Origin of the sequence: Kocuria flava (genome assembly GCF_001482365.1) — a bacterium.
Lineage (GTDB): Bacteria > Actinomycetota > Actinomycetes > Actinomycetales > Micrococcaceae > Kocuria > Kocuria flava.
Window position 1 is genome coordinate 198,745 of sequence record NZ_CP013254.1, and the last position, 21,311, is coordinate 220,055.

The window sequence follows — 21,311 nt, forward strand, 5'->3', positions numbered from 1 at the left end:
ACTCTTGGTCGGGATCATATACGGTGGGTGACCGCCCTCACAAGACCCTGCGACGCCGCTCACGGTGCCGCACGGCCACCCGCCGACCCGGCCACGGGGACAGCACCGGACCGCCCACGGAAAGAGGCCACGATGACCGCTCCGGCAGAGCCGCCCGTCCGGGCGCCGGCGAACAGCACGCCGGCCGCCCCGCCGTCCGGGAGGGCGCAGGACCGCTCCCCCGCGCCGCCCTCGCAGACCCTCTCCCGGGGGCTGCGCATGCTCGAGCTGGTGGTCTCGGCGGAGGAGCCGCCCACGATCGCCGACGTGGCCGGCCGGCTCGGCGTCCACCGCTCGATCGCCTACCGGATCCTGCGCACCCTGGAGAGCCACGGCCTCCTGACCCGGGACTCCACCGGCCGGCTGATCGGCGCCCCCGGGCTGGCGGTGCTCGCGCGGGGGGTGCAGCAGGACCTGCAGTCGGCGGCCCTGCCGGAGCTGACCACCCTGGCCAACGAGCTGGGTATGAGCGCCTTCGTGGCGGTCTGGGGCCAGGAGGAGTGCATCACGCTGGTCACGGTGGAGCCCTCCCGCGGCCAGGCCGTCACCCAGCGCCCGGGCACGCGCCACCCGCTGGACCGCGGCGCCCCCGGGCTCGCGGTGCAGGCCGGCATGGACCCGGAGGAGCTCGCCGAGCTGACCGGGGGCGTGCGCCCCCGCGCGGAGGTGGAGCAGACCCGGGAGCGCGGCTTCGCCGTCAGCAGCAACGAGGTGCTGGACGGCGTCTCGGCCGTGGCCGTCCCCCTGCGCGTGCCCGGCCACCTGCCGGCGGCGCTGGCCGTCGTCTACGCCACGCGCAGCCTCGACGTCGAGGCGCTGGGGCGGCGCCTGGCGCACAGCGCGGGCCTGGTCGCCGCCCGCCTGGGGCGGCGACCGGGCCCGCCGGATCAGTAGGACCCGCGCGGGGCGGCGCCCGGCTCCGCCGGGGCGCACCAGGCGTCGGCGAGCGCCTCGGTCCCGCGGGCCAGCAGGGCGACGTCGGCGCCCACGTTGACGAAGTCGGCGCCGGCGTCGAGGTAGTCCTGGGCCTGGTCGGGCACGAAGGCGTTGACCCCCACGAACTTCCCGGTCCGCCGCACGGCGGCGATGACGTCCTTGACGGCGGCCACCACGTCGGGGTGGGTCTGCCGGCCGAGCAGGCCCATGGAGGCCGCGAGGTCCGAGGGCCCGACGAAGACGCCGTCCACCCCGTCCACCGCGGCGATCCGCGCGGCCGCCGCGACCGCGGCCGCGCTCTCGACCTGCACCACGAGGGTGAGCAGGTCGGCGGCGCGCTCGAGGTAGTCGGGGACCCGGTTCCACCGGGCCGAGCGGGCGAGCGCCGAGCCCACCCCGCGCACCCCGCGCGGCGGGTAGTGCACGGCGCGCACGGCGGCCTCGGCGTCGGCCGCGCTGTTGACCATGGGCACCACGAGGGACTGGGCGCCGAGGTCGAGGTACTGCTTGACCAGGACCTCGTCCAGGCCGGGGAGCCGGACCACCGGGACGGCGCCGTGGCCGGCCGCGGCCCGCAGCTGCGCCTGGACCGTCTCCAGGCCCAGCGGCGCGTGCTCGGCGTCGATCAGCAGGTAGTCCAGCCCGGCCGAGGCGCAGATCTCGGTCACGGTGGGGTCCCCCGAGCAGACGAACATCCCGGCCGCCGCGCGTCCGCCGCGCTCGGCGCGGGCGGTCTCGGTGAACAGGTCCTTGAGGCTCGGCGGGAGCTCTAGACGAATCGGCACGTGACGGTCCCCAGCTTCCCGTAGTCGGCGTGGACGGTGTCCCCGGCGTGGACCCACATGGGCCGGGTGAAGGAGCCGGCGAGGACGATCTCCCCGGCCTCCAGGCGGTCGCCGTGCCCGGCGATCCGGTTGGCCAGCCAGTGCACCCCGTTGGCCGGGTGGTTCAGCACGCCGCAGGCGACCCCGGTCTCGACGATCTCCTCGTTGCGCGAGAGCGCCCCGGCGACCCAGCGCAGGTCCACGGCGTCGGGGGCGACCGGGCGGCCGCCGATGACCATGGAGCCGAGGGCGGCGTTGTCCGAGATGGTGTCGACGATGGTCCGGCCCTGCATCTCGATGCGGGAGTCGAGCACCTCCAGGGCCGGGACCACGTACTCGGTGGCGCGCAGCACGTCGAAGAGGTTCACCCCGGGGCCGGCCAGGTCCTCCTTGAGCACGAAGGCCAGCTCCATCTCGATGCGCGGGTGGGTGTACCGCGCCCACTCGTAGACGTGGCCGGACTCGACCACCTGGTCGTCGAAGATCACCCCGTAGTCGGGCTCGTCGATGCCGGTGGCGTCCTGCATGGCCTTGGAGGTCAGGCCGATCTTGTGGCCGGCCTTGCGCCGGCCGGCCTCCTCCTGGCGCTGCGCCCAGATCCGCTGCACCGCGTAGGAGTCCTCGATCTCCATCTGCGGGTGGCGCTGGGTCAGCAGCGGCACGGGGGTGCGGTCCAGCCCGGCCCGGTGCAGCTCGTCGGCGATCGCCACGTGCGTGTCGTGGTCCAGCATGTGCTCTCCTGTCTGTGCGGTGCGGGTGCCCTGCCCGGGGCGACGGCGGCCGGCCGGCTCCGTGCGGGAGCCGGCCGGCCGCCGTCGCCCCGGGGAGCTCAGAGCTGGTTGCCGATCTTGAAGCCCTTGGCGGCCTCGCCCTTGTAGCTGCCGGACTCGTCGCCGGCGCGGGTGTAGGAGAACCCGTCGGCGCCGATGGTGACCTCCATCTCGGAGTCGTCGGTGCGGGCCACGACCTCCTTCGGGTTGCCGTCCAGGTCCAGCACCAGGGAGGCCTCGGTGTACCAGGACGGCACGACCGGGTTGCCCCACCAGTCGCGGCGCTGGTTGTCGTGCACGTCCCAGGTGACGACCGGGTTGTCGGGGTCGCCCGTGTAGTAGTCCTGCGTGTAGATCTCCACGCGGTGCCCGTCCGGGTCCCGGAGGTAGAGGTAGAAGGCGTTGGAGACGCCGTGGCGGCCGGGGCCGCGCTCGATCATGTCGGACATGCGCAGCGCGCCGAGCTTGTCGCAGATCGCCAGGATGTTGTGCTTCTCGTGGGTCGCGAAGGCCACGTGGTGCATGCGCGGGCCGTCGCCGCCGGTCATGGCGGTGTCGTGCACGGTGGGCTTGCGGCGCATCCAGGCCGCGTACACGGTGCCGTTGTCGTCCTGGATGTCCTCCGTGACCCGGAAGCCCAGGTCCTGCATGAACTTGGTGGCCCGCGGCACGTCCGGGGTGACCTGGTTGAAGTGGTCCAGGCGGACCAGGGAGCCGGGGGTGTACAGGTCGTAGCGCCAGGCCAGGCGCTCGACGTGCTCGACCTCGTGGAAGAACTCGTAGGGGAAGCCCAGGGGGTCCTCGACCCGCACGGAGTCGCCGATGCCCTTGGTGAAGCCCTCCGGGCGGCGCTCCACGCGGCAGCCCAGCTCCTCGTAGAAGGCCACGGCCTTCTCCAGGTCCTCCGGGGTGCGGACGCGGTAGGAGAAGGCGGCGACGGCGGCCACCGGGCCCTGGCGCAGCACCAGGTTGTGGTGGATGAACTCCTCCAGCGAGCGCAGGTAGACAGTGTCCCCGTCCTCCTCGGTCACGGTCAGCCCGAGCACGTCCACGTAGAAGTCGCGCGAGCGCTGCAGGTCGGTGACCACGAGCTCCATGTAGGCGCAGCGCAGGATGTCGGGGGCCGGGGCGGAGGGGGTCGGGACGGGGTTGTCGGCGGCGATGGGGGCCTCCTGCGAGACGTAGAAGCCCGAGGACGTCATCGTCCGGTCGTCGAGGTGGGTCATGGTGCTGTCCTTCGGCGGTGAGGGGTGGGTGTCGTCCGGGCGCGGAGGCTCAGGCCTGCAGCTTCTCGGCGGCCTGCTCCTGGCGGCCGAAGACCGGGTTGTGGACCTCGCCCAGGTTGATGTGCACGGCCTGCTGGTCGGTGTAGAAGTCGATCGAGCGGTAGCCGCCCTCGTGGCCCAGGCCCGAGGCCTTGACGCCGCCGAACGGGGTGCGCAGGTCGCGGACGTTGTTGGAGTTCAGCCAGACCATGCCGGCCTCGACGTTCTGGGCGAAGTTGTGGGCCCGCTTGAGGTCGTTGGTCCAGATGTAGGCGGCCAGTCCGTACTTGGTGTTGTTGGCCAGCGCCAGCGCCTCCTCGTCCGTGTCGAACGGGGTGATGGCCACGACCGGGCCGAAGATCTCCTCCTGGAAGATCCGGGCGTCCGGGGCCACGTCGGCGAAGACGGTCGGGCGGATGAAGTTGCCCTCCGGGAACTCCTCGGGGCGCCCGCCGCCGGCGGTCAGGCGGGCCTCGCCCTTGCCGATCTCCACGTAGGACATGACCTTCTCGAAGTGCTCCGGGTGCACGAGGGCGCCGACCTCGGTGCTCTCGTCGTGCGGCAGGCCGACCCGCACGCGCTGGGCCTGGGCGGAGTAGCGCTCCACGAACTCGTCGTAGACCCCGCGCTGGACGAGGATGCGCGAGCCGGCGGTGCAGCGCTCGCCGTTGAGGGAGAAGACGCCGAAGATCGTCGCGTCGATGGCGGCGTCCAGGTCGGCGTCCGCGAAGACGACGGCCGGGGACTTCCCGCCCAGCTCCATGGACAGCCCCTTGAGGTGCGGGGCGGCGTTGCCGAAGATGATCTGGCCGGTGCGGGACTCGCCGGTGAAGGAGATCAGCGGCACGTCCGGGTGCTTGACCAGCGAGTCGCCGGCGTAGCCCTCCTCGCCGAAGCCGTGGACGATGTTGAACACGCCCTTCGGCAGGCCGGCCTCCTCGAAGATGCCCGGCCACAGGGAGGCGGAGAGCGGGGTGAACTCGGCCGGCTTGAGGACCACGGTGTTGCCGGTGGCCAGGGCCGGGCCCAGCTTCCAGGACTCGAGCATGAACGGGGTGTTCCACGGGGTGATCAGCCCGGCGACGCCGATCGGCTTGCGGTTGACGTAGTTGACCTGCCGGCCGGGGACCTTGAAGGCGTCGTCGTGCTGGGCGACGATCAGGTCCGCGAAGAAGCGGAAGTTCTCCGCGGCGCGGCGGGCCTGCCCGAGGGCCTGCTTGATCGGCAGGCCGGTGTCGTAGCACTCCATCTCGGCCAGGGCCTGGCCGCGGGTCTCGACGATGTCGGCGATCCGGTGCAGCACGCGGGAGCGCTCCCGCGGGAGCATGCCCGGCCAGGGACCGTTCTCGAAGGCGTCCTTGGCGGCGGCGACGGCGGCGTCGACGTCGGCGACCTTGCCCGAGGCGGCGGTGATGTAGGCCTCGTTGGTCACCGGGTCCAGCACCTCGAAGGTGTCGCCGTCGATCGAGTCGACGTGCTCGCCGTCGATGTAGTGCTGGATCTTCTCGGGCAGGTCGGCCGGGGCCCAGGTGCGGGCGTCGGTCGCGGTGTTCTGGGTGTTCACAGGAAGTCCTTCCGGAGGGAACGTCGTCGGGTTCGGGTGTGGCCGGGCGGGCCCGGGAGGGCTCAGCCCGTCCCGGTGCCGGCGGGCAGCGCGGCGAGGTAGGCGTCGAGGGTGTTCATCCGGTGCTGGCGGGCGGCGGCCTCGACGACCTCGAAGGGCGCCTTCTCGGCGATGAGGTCCAGCAGCCGGTCGTGCTCCTCCACCGAGGCCTGCGCCCGTCCGGGGACGTAGGCGAAGGTGGAGGAGCGCAGGGCGGCCAGGCGGTTCCAGCCCCGGTGCACCAGGTCCAGGATGTGCGCGTTCTGGTGGTGCTCGTAGAGCGTGGAGTGGAACTGCTTGTTGAGCTCGGTGAACTCCACCGGGTCGAAGTCCTCGAGCGCCCGGCGCATCCGCCGGTTAATCTCCCGGGCGCGCTGCAGCTCCTCGTCCGTGACCAGCGGGGCGCACTGGGCGGTGGAGAAGCCCTCCACCAGCGCCAGCGTCTCCATGGTGTAGCGGTACTCCACCGGGTCGATGCCCACCACGGTGGCGCCCACGTTGCGCTCGTAGGCGACCAGTCCGTCCTGCTGCAGCCGCCGGACCGCCTCGCGCACGGGCACCACGGACATGCCCAGCTCGGCGGCCAGCTGGGCCAGCACGAGGCGGCTGCCCGGGGCGAAGCGGCCCTGCTGCACGCCCTCCAGGATGGACCGGTAGGCCGTGTCCGCCTTGGACGGCGCCGCGGGGGCGCCCCGCTCCCCCGGGGCGGGGCCGGCGTGCGGGACGGCGGTCATCAGGGCCGCTCCGCCCGCTGCCGGGACGCCCGGTACTGCTCGTACTTCTGCTTCCACTCGGCGTTGGGCGGGAACAGCCCGTCCACCGGGTGGCCCTCGGCCACGCGGTCGTACACCCAGGCGTCCTGCTGCTCCTGCTCGTGGGCGGCCTCGACGACCTCCTCGAGCAGCGACGGCGGCACGACGACGACGCCGTCGTCGTCGCCGATGACGATGTCGCCCGGCTGCACCGTGGTGCCGCCGCAGGCGATGGTGCCGCCCACCTCCCAGGGCACGTGGCGGCGGCCCAGCACGGCCGGGTGCGCGCCGTTGGAGTAGACCTGGATGCCGACCTCGGCGACGGCGGCGGAGTCGCGGACCCCGCCGTCGGTGATCACGGCGGCGGCGCCGCGCACCCGGGCGCGCAGGGCCAGGACGTCGCCGAGCGTGCCGGTGCCCCTCTCACCGCGGGCCTCCATGACCACCACGTCGTCGGGCTGCACCGAGTCCATGGCGCGCTTCTGCGCGTTGAACCCGCCGCCGTGGGCCGTGAAGAGGTCCTCGCGATTGGGCACGTAGCGCAGGGTCTTGGCGTAGCCGAGGATGCGCCGGCCGGGGTGGGTGGGGCGCACACCGTCGATCGTGGCGTTGTCGATGCCCTTCTTCCGCAGCTGCGCGGTGATGGTGGCCACCGCCGTCGCGTCGATCTTGGCCCGCAGCTCGTCGGTGAGCAGGGTGCGGTCCGGGCGCGGGGTGGCGGGCACGTAGTGGTCGCTCTCCTCCGCGCCGCCCCCGGCCTCCTGGACCGGCGGCAGGCCGGCGGCCTCGCGGGAGCCCCACGCCTCCTCCCGCTGGGTGTCGTCGACCTGAGGCTGCGCCCCGTACGGGGCCATGGCGTGCTCCCCCGCCACCACGCGGGTGACCAGGCGGCCGCTGGAGGGCGCCCCGGGCGCCCCGGGCGCGTCCACCTCCACCTCGACGACGTCGCCGGGCCGGGCCACGGAGGACCCGGCCGGCGTGCCGGTCAGGATGACGTCGCCCTCCTCCAGCGTCATCAGCTGGGAGAGGTCGGCGACCAGCCGGCCGAACGGGAAGACGAGGTCCTCGGTGGTGTCCTCCTGGACGAGCTCGCCGTTGACCCAGGTGCGCACGCGCAGCCCGGCGGGGTCGACCCGGTCGGCCGCGATGACCTCCGGGCCCAGGGGCGTGTAGCCGTCCCCGGACTTGTTCTTGACGTTGGAGCCCTTGTCCGCGTGCCGCAGGTCGTAGAGGCCCCAGTCGTTGGCGGCGGTCACGCCGGAGACCTTGGACCAGCCGTCCTCCGGGCGCACGCGGCGGCACGTCTGCCCGATGACCAGGGCGATCTCCCCCTCGTAGGCCAGCAGCTCGGTGCCGGCCGGGCGCTCGATCGTGTCGCCGGTCCGGGCGATCGAGGTCCCTGCCTTGAGGAAGTAGCCGGGGAACTTCGGGGAGCGGCCCCGCTGGGCGATGCGGGAGGGGTAGTTCAGGTGCAGGGCGATGACCTTCCCGGGGCGGTGCGCCCTGTCGGTGAAGTCAACGGGCCCGGTGGTCCCGGCGGAATCCGGTGTCGTCTCTGCCATGCCGTCCTGCCTTCGTGGTCGTCAGGTCCCCGGGTCACCGCGTCCGGCGGTGTGTCCGGGATCTCGTTGCTCAAGATCGTATCTGATACGAAGCATCCCGACCACCCCTCTGCGGGAGTTTTCTGACGCCCTCGGATGCCCGCACCGTGGGCCCACTCCTGCCGATTACCGCAGCAAAGTGTTCGCTAATTCCGGATCCCCTGCTACTGTGAGCCGCAGCGCACTCGGGTGAGGCGACCCTTACCGGAAGTGCCCTGCTCCGCCGGTGGCCCGCCCCCCGGTCACCGGCGGGCTCCGTCGCCGCCGGCCGGCGCCCGGGGGAACCGGCTCTCGCCACCCGGTCCTCCCGGGCGCCGTCCGGCGGCGGCCGAGAGCGACGACCGGCCCGGGCATCCGTGGGGACGCCCCGGGCCCGTGAGCGCCCGCCCCGGAACCACCCGCCCACCCCGTGCCGGCACACCCCGCCCGGCCGCCCTGCTCCCGGAGGAACCGAGAACCATGCCCCAGCACCGACCTCTCGCCGTCACCGCCGCGCTCGCCGCCCTGCTCCTGGCCGGCTGCGGCGCCGAGGAGGCCCAGGCGCCCGCGCCCGGGACCACGACCGCCGCCCCCACGACCACGACCCCCGCCGCCGAGGGCACCGCCCCGGCCGGGGAGGTGCCCCAGGGCGTGGCCGCCCAGTACGCCGTCCTGGACGAGGAGGTCGCCGCCGAGGGCGGCCGCACGAGCTCCGGGGACTGGGAGGTCGCCTACATCGTGGAACCGGCCGAGGCCTGGTTCGAGACCACCGGGGGCGAGCCGACCCGGCGCGCACCGGCCGAGGGCGAGACCCACCACCTGGAGATCATCCCGATCGACGCGGCCACCGGCCGGATCGTGCCCGACGTCCCGGTCCGGCTGGAGGTCCTCGACGAGAACGGCGAGGTCGTGGACGCGAAGGAGCTGATGTTCTTCCACGCCGAGTTCTTCCACTACGCCAACAACTTCAGCGTTCCCGAGGCCGGCGACTACACCCTGCGCGCCACCCTGCAGCCGCCGAGCTCGCCGCGGCACGGGGAGAGCGTCGAGGAGCTGACCCTGCTGGAGCCGGCGACCGTGACCTTCGAGGACGTCCGCCTGGAACCGGCCGCCCCCTGAGCCGCCGCTCCCCGGACACGCTCCGGCTCGGGTGCCGCCGCCCACCGGCCTGCTGCCGCCCCGACCTTGCCCGCCGCGCCCCCGCGGGGCACGATGCCGGGACGAGGCCGGATCCGGGCACACGACGAGAAGGGCGGAGATCCCATGACGACGACGGAGGACCACGGGGCCGGTGCGGCGGGCACGGTCCCTGCCCGCCCGGACCCGTCCGGCGAACGCCCCACGGGGCACGACCAGGACGTGCCCGGCGGGGTCGTCCACGCGCTGCCGGCGGACCTGCGCGAGGCGCTGACCGCCGACGCCGCGGTGCTCTCCGCCTGGCGGGACATCACGCCCCTGGCCCGCAACGAGTTCATCTGCTGGGTCGACGACGCCAAGCAGCAGGCGACCCGGCAGCGCCGCATCCGCCGGACCGGGGAGGAGCTCGCGGAGGGCATGCGCCGGCCCTGCTGCTGGCCGGGGTGCGCGCACCGCGAGCGCACCGGCAGGTGAGGCGGGTCGCCCCGGAAGACGCCCCCTCTCCGGGGTGACGCGCCGAGAACGCGGGCAGACGCCGCGCCCCGCAACGAGTCGCGGGCCCAGGTGGCGGTCCCCGGTGCCCCGGACGACGGGCGGGCCCGTCCGCGCCGGGCCGCGCCCCGGGTCGGCAGCCTGTCCGGAGGCGAAGTCAACAGCGCCTCGTCCGTGCCGTCTTCTGCAGGACTTCCGGTGGTTCCGTGCACGCCCCACGGATACGTTGCAAAGGCAAGCACCCCCCACAGAGAGCGAGCACGACCATGAGACGAAGCGCAGCAGGCGCCGCACTGATCACCGCCGTCGGGTTCTCGGCCCTGAGCCTCACCCCGGCCACCGCCGCGGTGCTGCCGTTCCCCGACTGTGACGCCGCCGCAGCCGCCGGCATCCACAACATCCCCGCCGACAGCCCTGCCTACGCCCCCGCCCTGGACAGCGACTCCGACGGCATCGGCTGCGAGAGCCCGATCCACGCCTACGACGCCGCGAAGGTGGCGCAGATCGTGGCCACGGACGAGCAGGTCGCGCAGCTGCCCCCGCACACCGGGATCATCTCCGGACCCGGGGGCACCGGCGTGGATCAGTCGACCGGGGGCGGGACGAACGCCGGGATGAACGTCGACTCCGGCGTCGCCGCCCCGCCCGCGGACGGCACCGCGGCCACCGCGGTGGCCGGCGGCCTGGTCCTGGCCGCGGCCGGGGGCGGGCTCCTGCTGCGCCGGCGCGCCCGGTCGGCCTAGTCCTCCGCCGACGGCCCCGGCGCCTCCGGCAGGAGGAGCCGGGGCCGTGCGCAGCCGTCGTCGGCAGCGCACGGCAGGCCCCGGCGCTGGGACGAGGTGCTAGGGGTGCGGCTCGGGCTGCGGCGCGGGACCCTCCGCTCCGGTGCTGCGCAACCAGGCGGTGAGCACCTGGCAGGCGAGCTCGAGGTTGGCCATCTGGCAGTGCTGGTCGGCCTGCTCGGGGCGGGTGAACATCCGCGTCGTGACGCTGCGGGCGCCCGTGAACGCCCGGGCCTGGGCGCGCGTGAGCACCGGGGGCTGGAAGGCGTCGTGCTCCCCGCACAGCAGCAGCACGTCGTGGCGCACCCGCCCGCTGCCCAGGTGCCGGGCGTTCATGCCCAGGAACCAGTCCGGGACGTCGGCCGGGTCGGAGCTGTCGAGCATGTACAGGACCTGCTCGACCACCGCGCGCAGGGTCGGCGAGAGACGGGCGCGGGTGCGCACGCTGACGCGCATGAAGGACCGGCGGCGGCGATCCGCCGGCAGATCGGGAGGAACTCCTCGATCACCGAGTCGAACCCCCCCGTGCACCAGCACGGTCGCACCGGCTCGCGGCCCCGACGCCGGCAGCGTGTAGGCCGGCAGCGCCGCGCCGGCATAGGGCACCTCGTGGCGGGCCAGACCGGGGACCGCCGCATCGAACAGCTCACGGTACCGGCGGTAGCGCTCCGCCTTCAGCGCCGAACTCGGCGGGGTGAAGAACTCTGCGAGCCGCGCACAGCCGGCCGCTTCCCGGAGCCGCCCCTCGGCCGCGGCCCGACGGGACAGGGCCGCGAACACCGGGGCGCCGTCCGCCGTCGATCGCAGGCGCGCCGCCGCCGCGGCCAGTTCCGGGCGGTCGGCGGAGCCCAGGGCACGGGCGCGGTTGAGCTGGTAGTTGACGAAGTCCTGCCGGTGGAACCGTTCGAATCCCACGGGCAGGGCCACGAGGCCCGGGTCGTCCACGCCGTCAGCGTACGCCCGACCCCTCCGGTGTGTCGCCGATCACGCAACAACGACTTACACTTATTGTCAAGACAAAGTGAACGAGCTGAAGGAGCCGTGCCATGCCCCAGCTGTCGATGAACGTCACGACGACGTTCCACGGCAACGTCGTCAACGACATCGCCGTGGCCAAGGCCGCGGGCTACGGCGGGATCGAGCTGCAGAGCCCGAAGCTCTACCGCTACCTCGACGCCGGCTACTCCCCCGAGTCGCTGCTGCCGCACCTGGAGGGTCTTCAGGTCACCGGGCTCGGCGCGGTGCTCGACCTCGAGCGCCAGGGTCAGGCCCGCGCCGGCTTCCTCGCCGAGGTGTCGCGGATGGCGGGTGTCGCCGAGGTGCTGGGCGCGCCGATCCTGCAGCTGTGCACCGGGCCCGTGGACTGGAACGTGGCGAAGGACTTCAAGGCCGGGAAGCTCGGCCCCGAGGACCCCCGCTACCGCGGGACACTGGGGCTGAGCGAGGACGAGGCGCTGGACGCGGCCGCGGCCAACGTCCGGGAGGCCGCCGACATCGCGGCCGGCCACGGCCTGGAGCTCTACCTGGAGCCGCTGGCCTGGTCGAACCTCAACCGGCACCGCCACTCGCTTCAGATCATCGAGCGCGCCGGGCGCGAGAACGTCGGCATCGCCCTGGACACCTGGCACTACTGGACCACCGGCGACACCCTCGAGGAGGTCGCCGCCACCCCGAAGGAGCTCATCAAGGCCGCGCACATCTCCGACGGGCTCGACCTCGACCGTGAGCACGACGTGCCGGACCAGAGCGTGCACCGCAACGTCGTCATCGGCGGCGGGGCGATCCCGCTGCAGGAGTGGATCGACGCGATCAAGTCCACCGGCTACGAGGGGTGGTGGGTCTCGGAGATGTTCAGCGACAAGGCCAACGAGCACGACTTCCTCAAGGTCGCCACCACCATGCGCAACCTGCTCGACATCATGACCTCGTGAGGAAACCCATGCAGCGCTTCGCTCTGATCGGCGCCGGATTCATCGGCTCCGTCCACGCCCAGAGTCTCGCAGCCCACCCCGGAGTGGATCTCCGCTGCGTCTACGATCTCGACCCCGCCCGGGCAGCACATGTCTCCGCGGCCCACGGCGCCCGCCCCGCCCGCTCCCTGGAGGAGGCCTTCGATCCTGCTCAGGTGGACGCCGTGTTCATCGCGTCCTCGACCGACACCCACGCCGCGCACCTCCGCCGCGCCGCCGACGCCGGGATCGCCGCCCTCGTCGAGAAGCCGATCGACCTCGACCTCGCCCACGCCAAAGACGTCGTCGCCCATGTCGAGGCCGCCGGCATTCCCGCGATGGTGGACTTCAACCGGCGCTTCGACCGCGACCACGCCTCCCTCAAGCGCGTGGTCGACTCCGGGGAGCTCGGGGAGATCGCGCTCGTCCAGCTCACCTCCCGCGGCCCGTCGCTGCCGCCGATCGAGTACCTGAAGGTCTCGGGTGGGCAGATGCGCGATCAGACCGTGCACTTCTTCGACCTCGCCCGCTGGCTCACCGGCGCCGACCCGGTCGAAGTGCACGTGATGGGCTCAGCACTGTCCGATCCCCAAGTCGCCGACATCGGCGACGTCGACACCTCTATCGCGACCCTGCGCCTGCCCGGCGGGGCCCTGGTGCAGATCGACAGCGTGCGCCACACCGGCTACGGCTACGACGAACGCCTCGAAGTGCTCGGATCGGCCGGCATGGCCGAATCCGGCCGCATGCGCGCCGGCAACCTCACCCGCTTCGCCGGCCCCACCGCCACGAGCGAGGGCCTGCACCCCGGGTGGTTCGAGCGGGTCCAGCCCACCTACGCCGCCGCACTGGCGGCGTTCGTGACAGCCCTCGAGGAGAACACGCCCCCACCCGTCACCCTGCGCGACGGACTGCGCGCCCAGGCCATCGCCGAGGCCGCCACCCTCTCACTGCGCACCGGACAGCCACAGACGATCACCTACTGAGCGACAGCAAGAAGCGCGCTGGCACTCTGCGCTACCGGTGGACAGCACGAGTCAGCACCCGAAAAACGCCCTCACGCGGCGCGATCCGCCCATATCCGGCCATATGTAAAGCACAGGAGATTGATTCACTTATGTGATCACTGTCCATGGCCGAATCAGCAACCGGTCGGCCCGTCCAAGACCACAGCAGCCTCAGAGCCCAAGGAGCGCGGTCCGCAACGACGACATGGTGAAACCGGTCCTTCGGATTTAAGCGGGGGCGGCGCTGTTTCGCCAGGGCCGGTGGCCACCGGCGGCGAGCAGTGCTCGTAGCCGATAGTTGTCGAAGTTCCGGAACCCTCGGGCGACCCGTCGCATCGTCTCGATCACCCCGTTCACGGCTTCGACGGGCCCGTTCGAGGCTCCGGCGGTGTCGAAATAGGCCAGAATCGCCGCCCTCCACCGCCGTAGCGTTCTTCCGAGCCGGGCGATTTCCGGGATCGGGCAGGACGGGAACGAGGCGAGGACCTCGGCCACGAGCCGGCGCCCTTGCTCGGGGCGAGCATGGTAGACGGCTCGGAGCTTCTGATAGCAGTGCCAGGCCACAGTGACCTCGTGGTGCGGGTCCCCGGCCACCAGCTTCGCGTTCAGACGGGTGATCTGCTTGGGCGTGAGATGCTCGGCGCCGATCTGCAGGGTGCGCCGGATGCCGTAGAGCGGGTCCCCTGCCCTGCCGCGGTGGCCCAGGGTGTCCTGCTGCACGCGGCGACGCACCTCATCGACGACCTGCCCGCCGAGCTTGACCACATGGAACGCGTCGAGCACCGTGATCGCCTCCGGCAACTCGTCGCGGATCGCGTTGGCGTAGCCGTGGAACGGGTCCAGTGTGGCCGTGCGAATCCCGCTCGTGAACCCCAGGCCCTGGGTGGTGAGCCAGTCGGCGTAGACGGTTCCGGTGCGGCCCTTCACCAGGTCGAGCAGTCGCGCTCTGGGGCGGCCGTTCTCGTCGCGGGAGTGGTCCACGATCCCGGTGATGAGCCCGGTCCCGGGTGGACCCACATGGGACCAGACGTGCTCATCAACCCCCAGTGCGTCCACCCCTGCCAGCCGATCGGGCCGCTCGAGGGCTTCCTCGATCAGCGGCTTGGCGGCGTCCCACAGGGTGTGCCAGTCCACCCCAAGCATCTCGGCCAGGGCCGAGACGGCGATGTCGTGGGAACGCAGCTGCGCCACGGCCCAGGTGATGGCCCGGCGAGTCAGTTTCGCCCGCGGGGAGGCCAGCTCGTGGACCTCGCTGAACGTCATCACCTCGCAGGCGTCCTCCGGGCACCGGTAGATCCGCTTGCGCCAGAGCAGACGCACCGGCGCCCCGAAGCAGGGCAGATCGTGGACGAGGACCGACCGGCGACCCTTGGAAGCGGCTACGACCCCACACTGCGGGCATCCGGTCGGGCCCGGGGCGGTGGCCACGCCCAGCAGCAGCCCGTCCTCGGTCCTCACGACGGACTCGACGTGGATGCCGTCCACGCCCAGCATCGCGTCCGCGCGGACGCACCACCGCTCGGTGCAAGCAGACACGGCAAGGTCAGGGTCGGTACTCTCAGGCATGTCGGGGCTTTCTTCGGACGGGTTTGCTTGGTCGCTTCCCATCCAAGGAAGCCCTGACGCCTACCCGGTTCCCGACACGCCGAGAGCCCTGCTCACGGTGACGAGCCCAGCCCCCTCACCCCGCTCAAATCCGAAGGGCCGTGAAACCTCCGGTCGACATTTCCCGGAGCAGGAAAGGGAACACGACCTGTCCGGGAAAGCGGAAACAGGCCAGTCGCAATCTACCGCTGCAGCAATATGTATAAACGGCTGAATTCTTGGGCCCCACTTTTGTCCTTCGCGGGTTTAGACAGAATTCGATCAGTACTTGCGCAGGTCTACCCGCGGCTGTCCCGTCCACTCCGACCGCAGGAGCGCGGAGATGTCGTGGAGCAGCTCGGTCAGCTCGTCCGAACCAGGACCGAGGGCTCGTACGATGAGGCCTGGCACGGGTAACGGTGAGACGCCGCAGCGCAGTCCCGGCATCCGGCTCTCGGCCGTGGTGAGCCGAGTGTGAACCCGTTCGATGAGCCCCCGATCCGCGCGAGGGTCCACGACCAGCAGGGAGCCGAGATGGCTATGGCCTTCCAGGAAGCCGAGCTCGGCCACGGCGTCTTCTCCTGGGCGCAAACGGAGGTTGTCGAGAACCACCGTGTGCCCGCCCATCACGACTTCGGTGCGCAGTACGACGCTGCGGTACCGGAAAGAAGTCCCGTCGGGTGCCCAGCCGGGGGTGACCACCTCGCCCGCCATGAAGCAGGCCGTGGGATCCATCTTGACCATGGTGTGCTGAACGTAGTCGGCGTTCGCGTAGGCGATGAGCTGGTCCGGCAGGTACTCGAGTACCGCGTCCGGGCCGAGCGTGAACCGCACGTCCTGCCGGGCCGGGGCGACCGGGGTGCGGTAGACCTTGGTCGCGGACTGGGTGGTGACCAGGGCGGTGCCGGCGGCCTCCACCGCGACGTCCAGCTCGTAGTGGTCCCCGCCGAGGTAGCCTCCGCCGGGATTGACGACGACGAAGCACGGCTGTCCTGACCCGTCCAGGTGGTGCGGGCGCAGCACGCGCAGGGCACCGGTGTGGAACTGGTGGACGGCCACGGTCCGCTCTCCGCGAGGTGCGAGGATCAGCTCGAGCCGGCCGGTCGGGGCCGCGGTTGGTGGCGCGGCTGACCCACCGGCCGCGGTGACGGTCACTGGGCCATGTCCAGCATCAGGACGTCGTGGCGGATCCACTCGAGAATCCGATCGAGGCCCTCGTCTGTGCGCAGGTTCGTGAAGCAGAACGGCCGGTCCTTGCGGAACACCGCGGAGTCCGCGGCCATGACGTCGAGGTCAGCGCCGACGTGCGGGGCGAGGTCGGTTTTGTTGATCACGAACAGGTCGGATTTGATCATGCCCTGCCCGGCCTTCCGGGGAATCTTTTCGCCCTGGGCCACGTCGATGATGTAGATCGAGAAGTCGACCAGCTCGGGGCTGAACGTGGCGGAGAGGTTGTCCCCGCCGGACTCGACGAACACGATCTGCAGGTCCGGGTGCTCCCGGCACAGCTGCTCGATCGCGGCCTCGTTCATGGAGGTGTCTTCACGGATCGCGGTGTGCGGGCAGCCGCCGGTCTCGATGCCCACGATCCGGTCCAGGGGCAGCACGCCGTTGCGGGCGAGGATCTTGGCGTCCTCGATCGTGTAGATGTCGTTGGTGATCGCGGCCATCGAGACCTCGTCGATCAGCGCCCGGGTGACCCGCTCCACGAGCTGGGTCTTGCCGGCGCCCACGGGCCCGCCCACCCCGATACGCACCGGTCCGCGGCCGGTCGGTGTGGAGGAGGTGATGGTGGGGACTGTGGTCATGGAGAGCTCCTGGGTCGGTGTTGTCGGTCGGGTGGGTCAGGACATGAACATGCGGGCCCGCTGCCAGGCGTGACGCATCTGAGCGATCTCCAGGCCGGGGCTGGTCGCCCCGAACTCGTCGTCGGACATGCACCCGATCCGCTCGACGCCGCGGGCGACGTCGTCGTGCAGGGCACGCAGGACACGCTGGCCCGCGTTCTGGCCGATGGGGATGCCTCGCACGGCGTTCTGGGTCAGGGAGGTCACGGTCGAGAACAGGTATGCACCGGCCAGCTGCTCCCAGGCCACGCCCAGCTCGGTGCCCACGAGGGCGAAAGCCACGGCCGGGTTGCCCCGGCTCGTTCCCGCCCGCAGCCGGTTCGCGTAGCTCAGCAGCCGCGGGGAGGGAAAGTTCTCCGCCCCGATCTCGGTCATCCGCTGTCCCATCGCAGCCGCGGCGTCGCGCACCTGGACGGGCAGGGCCTGGGCGGCCAGCAGGTCGTCGGCGCGCCACACGGCCTCGTCGTCGGGCGCCGTGGCGACCGCTCGGACGGCCCAGCCCTCAGCGGGCACCACTTGGTGGTGCAGGCAGTGGCGTATCCAGGCCAGGAAACTCGGTTCGTCGTGGACCGTGCCCTCGTCGATGTAGGTCTCGAGGCCCAGGGAATGGGCGAACATGCCTGTGGGCAGCGCGGAGTCGCACAGTTGCAGGACGGCGAGCATCCCGGCGGTTCCCGCGGTGCTGCCCGAGATGCGCTCAGTGGGTGTGCTCTGCATGGCGGAACGGGGCCTCCATCTGCCGTTCGACGCGCGCGTAGCGGACTCCGGCCCTCTCCAGGAAGGCTTCGGCCGTGTGGTCGTACTGGACCAGCAGAAGACCATCGTGTTCCGGCAGCTCCGGGATCTCGGTTTCGGGACCCAGGAACTGGGCGGGCAGGTGCCGGTTGCCCAGGGAGTGCGCCACGAAACCCATCTGCTCGATCGTGGCCGGGGCGACAACCAGGACGTCGGTGGGCAGGGAGGAGATCACCACGGCGTTGGCGCCCTCCCGGTGCAAGATGTCCCCGTCCCTGAGCTCCTGCCGCTGCGCGAGACGGATCCCCACCTCGGTGCCGTGGTCGGTCACGACCCGTTGGACGCGCTTGCGCAACGCGGTCCCGGACAGGGCGATCCGCTCCAGGTGCAGACCGGAGCGCTCCTGCTCGGTCAGCTCGGCCAGGTTGCCGATCACGGTGTCGACGATCACGGGGCGATTCCTTTCGAAGTGTTCTCAGGGGTCGGGACAGGATCAGAACAGGAAGTAGCGCTGGGCCATGGCCAGCTCCTCGGCGGGCTCGCAGGTGGCGAGGACCCCGTCCACCCGAACCTCGTAGGTCTGCGGGTCCACCTCGATCACCGGCGTCGCGTGGTTGTGCCGCATGTCCTTCTTGGACAGCCCGCGGATCCCACCCACCGGCAGGACACGCTTGCGCAGCCCCAGCCGCTCACCGACGCCAGCCTCGACGGCGGCACCGGACATGAAGGTGATGGAGTTCGCGTGCGGGGCGGTGCCCTTGGCCCCGAAGGCGTCGCGCATCAGCTGGGGCTGGGGGGTGGGGATCGAGGCGTTGGGGTCGCCCATCAGGGAGTGCACGATCTGCCCGCCCTTGAGTACCGCGTGCGGCTTCACCCCGAAGAACACTGGGTCCCACAGCACGAGATCGGCGAACTTGCCGGTCTCGACCGAGCCCACGACGTCGGCGATCCCGTGGGCGATCGCGGGGTTGATCGTGTACTTGGCCACGTAGCGCCTCAACCGGGCGTTGTCCCCGCGGCCCGTCTCCTCCGGCAGAGGGCCGGTACGCCGCTTCATCTGGTCGGCCAGCTGCCAGGTGCGCAGCACCACCTCGCCCACGCGGCCCATCGCCTGGGAGTCCGAGGACGTCATGGAGAAGACACCGAGATCGTGCAGGACGTCCTCGGCGGCGATCGTCTCAGGCCGGATCCGGGAGTCGGCGAAGGCCACGTCCTCGGGGATGTCCGGGTTGAGGTGGTGGCAAACCATGAGCATGTCCAGGTGCTCCTCGGCCGTGTTGCGCGTGTAGGGCAGCGTGGGGTTCGTGGAGGAGGGCAGGACGTGGGAGAGGGAAGCGATGCGGATGATGTCCGGGGCGTGGCCGCCTCCGGCGCCCTCGGTGTGGAACGTGTGGATCACCCGGCCCGCGATGGCGGCCATCGTGTCCTCGAGGAACCCGCACTCGTTGAGGGTGTCGGTGTGAATGGCCACCTGCACGTCGAACTCGTCGGCGACGGACAGCGCGGTGTCAATCGCCGAGGTCGTGGCACCCCAGTCCTCGTGGATCTTCAGGCCTGCGGCCCCAGCTCGGATCTGCTCCGCCAGCGGTTCGCGGGCGGAGGCGTGGCCCTTGCCGAGCAGGCCGAAGTTCATGGGGTAATCGTCGAGTGCCCGGAACATCCGATCCAGGTGCCACGCTCCGGGAGTGATCGTGGTGGCGTTGGAGCCCTCGGCCGGGCCCGTGCCACCGCCGAACATCGTGGTGATCCCCGAGGACAGGGCGGTGCCGATCTGGTCGGCGCCGATGAAGTGGATGTGGGAGTCGACGCCGCCTGCGGTGAGGATACGCCCCTCGCCGGCGATCACCTCGGTGGAGGCCCCGATCAGGATGTCGACGCCGTCCATGATGTCCGGGTTGCCGGCTTTGCCGATCGCGCTGATGTGCCCGTCCCGCAGGCCCACATCCGCCTTGTAGATCCCTGAGGCGTCCAGGACCACGGCGTTGGTGATCACGGTGTCCACCACGCCGTCGTCCCGGGTGAGCCGGCCGTTGTGGCCCATGCCGTCCCGGATCACCTTGCCGCCGCCGAAGACCGCCTCGTCTCCGGGGACCGTGAGGTCGCGCTCCACCTCGAGGAACAACTCGGTGTCAGCCAGACGCACCAGGTCTCCGGTGGTAGGCCCGTAGAGGCTCGTGTACTGGGCGCGGGACATCTCGTGGCTCATGCCTGCTCCCCTTCGGGCGCCGGGGCGGTGGATGCCCCAGCGGGCGGGTCCAGGGGACCGTTCACCCGGTTCGCCAGGCCGTGCACCTCGCGGCGCCCGGCCAGGCCCACGAGGCGCACCCGCTTGCGGTCGCCGGGCTCGAACCGCACCGCAGTGCCCGCCGGGATGTCGAGGCGGAAACCATGGGCGGTGTCCCGGTCGAACTCCAGCTGCGGGTTGACCTCGGCGAAGTGGAAGTGAGAGCCCACCTGCACAGGGCGGTCGCCGCGGTTGACCACGTCGACCTGCACGGTGGGCCGGCCCGCGTTGATCACCACCGGATCAGGTCCAAGGACGTACTCTCCAGGGATCACAGCAGCTCCTCGTCTCGACGCGGTTGGGTCAGCGGATGGGGTCATGCACGGTGACGAGCTTGGTGCCGTCCGGGAAGGTTGCCTCGATCTGAACGGAGTGAACCATCTCGGGCACCCCCTCCATGACGTCTTCACGGGACAGCAAAGTGGAACCCCACGACATGAGCTCGGCCACGGTTCGGCCGTCCCGGGCGCCTTCGAGCAGCTCCGCGGTGATCAGGGCAACGGCCTCCGGGTGGTTGAGCTTCAGCCCCCGCTCCCGGCGGCGGCGAGCCAGGTCCCCGGCGACGACGATCAACAGCTTCTCCTGCTCACGGGGTGTCAGGTGCACGGTTGTCCTTCAGGTGGTGGGAGCGGTGGGATCAAGCGGGGCAAGTTGCCGCACGAGAGCGAGACGAGCGGAGTGTCACCAGCAGCAGCAGCCACGCCGAGGCACCCGTCAGCGCCCATCCCAGAACCCCGACCGGAGCGGTCGGCCACCCCGTGGACTCCCCGTATCCGGCCAGGACGCTACCGGCGAAGGGATGGGTTCCGGAGGTGTCGACGAAGGAGTAGGCCATCGCCACGGACTCCAGTCCGTCGGGGGCGGAGGAGGCCACACCGGACAGGACAGCGGCGCAGACCAATCCCGCGCCGACCAGGCCCAGGACCCCGCGCGGCTGCGCCGACCCGACAAAAGCGCGCTCATCAGCGGCGGCCAGACCCGGAGCCAGCGCCATGACAAAGGCCAGGACCGACACGGAAATCACTGCCTCCCCGACCCCGATCAAGGCGTGGACGCCGAGCATGGATCCCAGGAGATCACCGGCCGGCACCGACGTAGCGCCGCCGAGGAGATAGAGCCCGCAGAACACCAGCGCAGCCGCCGGCACCGAGATCAGCGCGCCCAGTCCCGCACCGAGCAACGGCGACGGTCGTGCGGCCACACGGTCGACCAGGCCCATGACGGCGGCCGTGCAGCCGACCCCCAGGAGAGCCATGAGCGCCACGTTCGTGCCCAGCGCGGTGAGCCCGCCGTCGGCGAAGACCAGGCACTGGACGACCAGCACCATCGTGACCGAGAGGATCCCCCGCCACGGTCCCAACAGGGCCGCGGCCAGGGCAGCGCCCATGAGGTGACCGCTGGTGCCCGGCAGCACCGCGTAGTTGACCATCTGGGCCGCGAAGACGAATCCAGTCACCGCTGCACCGAAGGTGAGGTCGTGCCGGGACCTCTCGCCGCCGGCCCGCCACGCCGCGACTGCGACGCTGGTGGCGGCGACCGCCGCTGTCGTCAAAGACACTGCGGGATCAAGAAGATGATCAGGAACGTGCACGGGAATCAGCCGCCTTCCGGAAGGACCGTCTTGCGGGCTGGTGACGCGACCCGCACTGCCGGAAGCATGACAAGGCCGTATTACGGGTCTGTGTCGTCAGCGTTTTCTCGATGTATCACGCCGTGCGTCGGGTC

22 protein-coding genes are annotated in these 21,311 nt (G+C 71.5%); 6 read left to right on the plus strand and 16 right to left on the minus strand.

Annotated elements, in window-relative coordinates; translation table 11 throughout:
- Positions 1-132: 132 nt before the first annotated feature.
- Positions 133-933, plus strand: coding sequence for an IclR family transcriptional regulator (locus AS188_RS00890; protein ID WP_058857257.1), 801 nt, complete (start codon positions 133-135; stop codon positions 931-933).
- On the opposite strand, the gene AS188_RS00895 is transcribed toward AS188_RS00890, so the two are convergent.
- The 6 genes from AS188_RS00895 to AS188_RS00920 form a co-directional block, all read right to left on the minus strand.
- Positions 927-1,760: an HpcH/HpaI aldolase family protein gene (locus AS188_RS00895; protein ID WP_058857258.1), complete on the minus strand. Its 834-nt coding sequence runs from the start codon at positions 1,758-1,760 to the stop codon at positions 927-929. The two genes, AS188_RS00890 and AS188_RS00895, sit on opposite strands and share 7 nt — an antisense overlap.
- Complete coding sequence (locus AS188_RS00900) at positions 1,745-2,530, minus strand: 2-keto-4-pentenoate hydratase (RefSeq protein ID WP_058857259.1); 786 nt, start codon at positions 2,528-2,530, stop codon at positions 1,745-1,747. The genes AS188_RS00895 and AS188_RS00900 overlap by 16 nt, the downstream gene beginning before the upstream one ends.
- 98 nt (positions 2,531-2,628) lie before the next feature.
- A complete protein-coding gene (hpaD, locus tag AS188_RS00905) occupies positions 2,629-3,795 on the minus strand; it encodes a 3,4-dihydroxyphenylacetate 2,3-dioxygenase (protein ID WP_058857260.1) in 1,167 nt (388 codons plus the stop codon).
- A 49-nt stretch (positions 3,796-3,844) separates the two neighbouring features.
- Positions 3,845-5,398: a 5-carboxymethyl-2-hydroxymuconate semialdehyde dehydrogenase gene (gene hpaE / locus AS188_RS00910; protein WP_058857261.1), complete on the minus strand. Its 1,554-nt coding sequence runs from the start codon at positions 5,396-5,398 to the stop codon at positions 3,845-3,847.
- Between the two features lie 62 nt (positions 5,399-5,460).
- Positions 5,461-6,171, minus strand: coding sequence for a GntR family transcriptional regulator (locus AS188_RS00915; RefSeq protein ID WP_058857262.1), 711 nt, complete (start codon positions 6,169-6,171; stop codon positions 5,461-5,463).
- The gene (locus AS188_RS00920) at positions 6,171-7,751 is read right to left on the minus strand and encodes a fumarylacetoacetate hydrolase family protein (RefSeq protein ID WP_058857263.1); all 1,581 of its coding nucleotides are present in this window, start codon (positions 7,749-7,751) and stop codon (positions 6,171-6,173) included. The genes AS188_RS00915 and AS188_RS00920 overlap by 1 nt, the downstream gene beginning before the upstream one ends.
- A gap of 498 nt (positions 7,752-8,249) precedes the next feature.
- On the opposite strand from AS188_RS00920, the gene AS188_RS00925 reads away from it, so the two are divergent.
- The 3 genes from AS188_RS00925 to AS188_RS16295 all read left to right on the plus strand — a co-directional run bounded on the left by AS188_RS00925 (position 8,250) and on the right by AS188_RS16295 (position 10,141).
- Complete coding sequence (locus AS188_RS00925) at positions 8,250-8,888, plus strand: iron transporter (protein ID WP_058857264.1); 639 nt, start codon at positions 8,250-8,252, stop codon at positions 8,886-8,888.
- 144 nt (positions 8,889-9,032) lie between these two features.
- Positions 9,033-9,380, plus strand: coding sequence for a YdeI/OmpD-associated family protein (locus tag AS188_RS00930; RefSeq protein WP_083529115.1), 348 nt, complete (start codon positions 9,033-9,035; stop codon positions 9,378-9,380).
- Positions 9,381-9,664: 284 nt separating this feature from the next.
- Entirely contained in the window at positions 9,665-10,141 is a 477-nt protein-coding gene (locus AS188_RS16295) for an excalibur calcium-binding domain-containing protein (RefSeq protein ID WP_083529116.1), read from the plus strand.
- A 99-nt stretch (positions 10,142-10,240) separates the two neighbouring features.
- Here the strand turns inward: AS188_RS16295 and AS188_RS00940 are convergent, their stop codons facing one another.
- The gene (locus AS188_RS00940; RefSeq protein WP_058857265.1) at positions 10,241-11,125 is read right to left on the minus strand and encodes a protein kinase family protein; all 885 of its coding nucleotides are present in this window, start codon (positions 11,123-11,125) and stop codon (positions 10,241-10,243) included.
- Positions 11,126-11,226: 101 nt separating this feature from the next.
- On the opposite strand from AS188_RS00940, the gene AS188_RS00945 reads away from it, so the two are divergent.
- The gene (locus AS188_RS00945) at positions 11,227-12,111 is read left to right on the plus strand and encodes a sugar phosphate isomerase/epimerase family protein (RefSeq protein WP_058857266.1); all 885 of its coding nucleotides are present in this window, start codon (positions 11,227-11,229) and stop codon (positions 12,109-12,111) included.
- Between the two features lie 8 nt (positions 12,112-12,119).
- Entirely contained in the window at positions 12,120-13,115 is a 996-nt protein-coding gene (locus tag AS188_RS00950; RefSeq protein WP_058857267.1) for a Gfo/Idh/MocA family protein, read from the plus strand.
- A gap of 249 nt (positions 13,116-13,364) precedes the next feature.
- Here AS188_RS00950 and AS188_RS00955 read toward each other — a convergent pair whose 3' ends face one another.
- The 9 genes from AS188_RS00955 to AS188_RS00995 form a co-directional block, all read right to left on the minus strand.
- A complete protein-coding gene (locus AS188_RS00955) occupies positions 13,365-14,702 on the minus strand; it encodes an ISL3 family transposase (protein WP_236945002.1) in 1,338 nt (445 codons plus the stop codon).
- A 300-nt stretch (positions 14,703-15,002) separates the two neighbouring features.
- Positions 15,003-15,779, minus strand: a complete 777-nt coding sequence (locus AS188_RS00960) for an urease accessory protein UreD (protein ID WP_204356410.1) — start codon at positions 15,777-15,779, stop codon at positions 15,003-15,005.
- Positions 15,780-15,871: 92 nt separating this feature from the next.
- Positions 15,872-16,528, minus strand: a complete 657-nt coding sequence (gene ureG / locus AS188_RS00965; RefSeq protein ID WP_058857269.1) for an urease accessory protein UreG — start codon at positions 16,526-16,528, stop codon at positions 15,872-15,874.
- A 36-nt stretch (positions 16,529-16,564) separates the two neighbouring features.
- On the minus strand, positions 16,565-17,284 hold the full coding sequence (locus AS188_RS00970) for an urease accessory protein UreF (RefSeq protein WP_083529118.1): 720 nt from the start codon (positions 17,282-17,284) through the stop codon (positions 16,565-16,567).
- A complete protein-coding gene (locus AS188_RS00975; RefSeq protein WP_058857271.1) occupies positions 17,265-17,753 on the minus strand; it encodes an urease accessory protein UreE in 489 nt (162 codons plus the stop codon). Before AS188_RS00975 ends, AS188_RS00970 begins: the two co-directional genes overlap by 20 nt.
- Positions 17,754-17,795: 42 nt before the next feature.
- The gene (gene ureC, locus AS188_RS00980) at positions 17,796-19,508 is read right to left on the minus strand and encodes an urease subunit alpha (protein ID WP_058857272.1); all 1,713 of its coding nucleotides are present in this window, start codon (positions 19,506-19,508) and stop codon (positions 17,796-17,798) included.
- On the minus strand, positions 19,505-19,861 hold the full coding sequence (locus AS188_RS00985) for an urease subunit beta (protein WP_058857273.1): 357 nt from the start codon (positions 19,859-19,861) through the stop codon (positions 19,505-19,507). The genes ureC and AS188_RS00985 overlap by 4 nt, the downstream gene beginning before the upstream one ends.
- A gap of 28 nt (positions 19,862-19,889) precedes the next feature.
- Positions 19,890-20,192: an urease subunit gamma gene (locus AS188_RS00990; RefSeq protein WP_058857274.1), complete on the minus strand. Its 303-nt coding sequence runs from the start codon at positions 20,190-20,192 to the stop codon at positions 19,890-19,892.
- Between the two features lie 31 nt (positions 20,193-20,223).
- Positions 20,224-21,177 (minus strand): energy-coupling factor ABC transporter permease, encoded by a 954-nt coding sequence (locus AS188_RS00995; protein WP_169797977.1) that lies wholly within the window; start codon positions 21,175-21,177, stop codon positions 20,224-20,226.
- Positions 21,178-21,311 lie beyond the last annotated feature (134 nt).

Coding starts and splice junctions, on each gene's coding strand:
- AS188_RS00890 (WP_058857257.1), top strand. CDS start 133: ATGACCGCTCCGGCAGAGCCGCCCGTCCGGGCGCCGGCGAACAGCACG.
- AS188_RS00900 (WP_058857259.1), bottom strand. CDS start 2,530: ATGCTGGACCACGACACGCACGTGGCGATCGCCGACGAGCTGCACCGG.
- hpaD (WP_058857260.1), bottom strand. CDS start 3,795: ATGACCCACCTCGACGACCGGACGATGACGTCCTCGGGCTTCTACGTC.
- AS188_RS00915 (WP_058857262.1), bottom strand. CDS start 6,171: ATGACCGCCGTCCCGCACGCCGGCCCCGCCCCGGGGGAGCGGGGCGCC.
- AS188_RS00920 (WP_058857263.1), bottom strand. CDS start 7,751: ATGGCAGAGACGACACCGGATTCCGCCGGGACCACCGGGCCCGTTGAC.
- AS188_RS00925 (WP_058857264.1), top strand. CDS start 8,250: ATGCCCCAGCACCGACCTCTCGCCGTCACCGCCGCGCTCGCCGCCCTG.
- AS188_RS00930 (WP_083529115.1), top strand. CDS start 9,033: ATGACGACGACGGAGGACCACGGGGCCGGTGCGGCGGGCACGGTCCCT.
- AS188_RS16295 (WP_083529116.1), top strand. CDS start 9,665: ATGAGACGAAGCGCAGCAGGCGCCGCACTGATCACCGCCGTCGGGTTC.
- AS188_RS00945 (WP_058857266.1), top strand. CDS start 11,227: ATGCCCCAGCTGTCGATGAACGTCACGACGACGTTCCACGGCAACGTC.
- AS188_RS00950 (WP_058857267.1), top strand. CDS start 12,120: ATGCAGCGCTTCGCTCTGATCGGCGCCGGATTCATCGGCTCCGTCCAC.
- AS188_RS00955 (WP_236945002.1), bottom strand. CDS start 14,702: ATGCCTGAGAGTACCGACCCTGACCTTGCCGTGTCTGCTTGCACCGAG.
- ureG (WP_058857269.1), bottom strand. CDS start 16,528: ATGACCACAGTCCCCACCATCACCTCCTCCACACCGACCGGCCGCGGA.
- AS188_RS00970 (WP_083529118.1), bottom strand. CDS start 17,284: ATGCAGAGCACACCCACTGAGCGCATCTCGGGCAGCACCGCGGGAACC.
- ureC (WP_058857272.1), bottom strand. CDS start 19,508: ATGAGCCACGAGATGTCCCGCGCCCAGTACACGAGCCTCTACGGGCCT.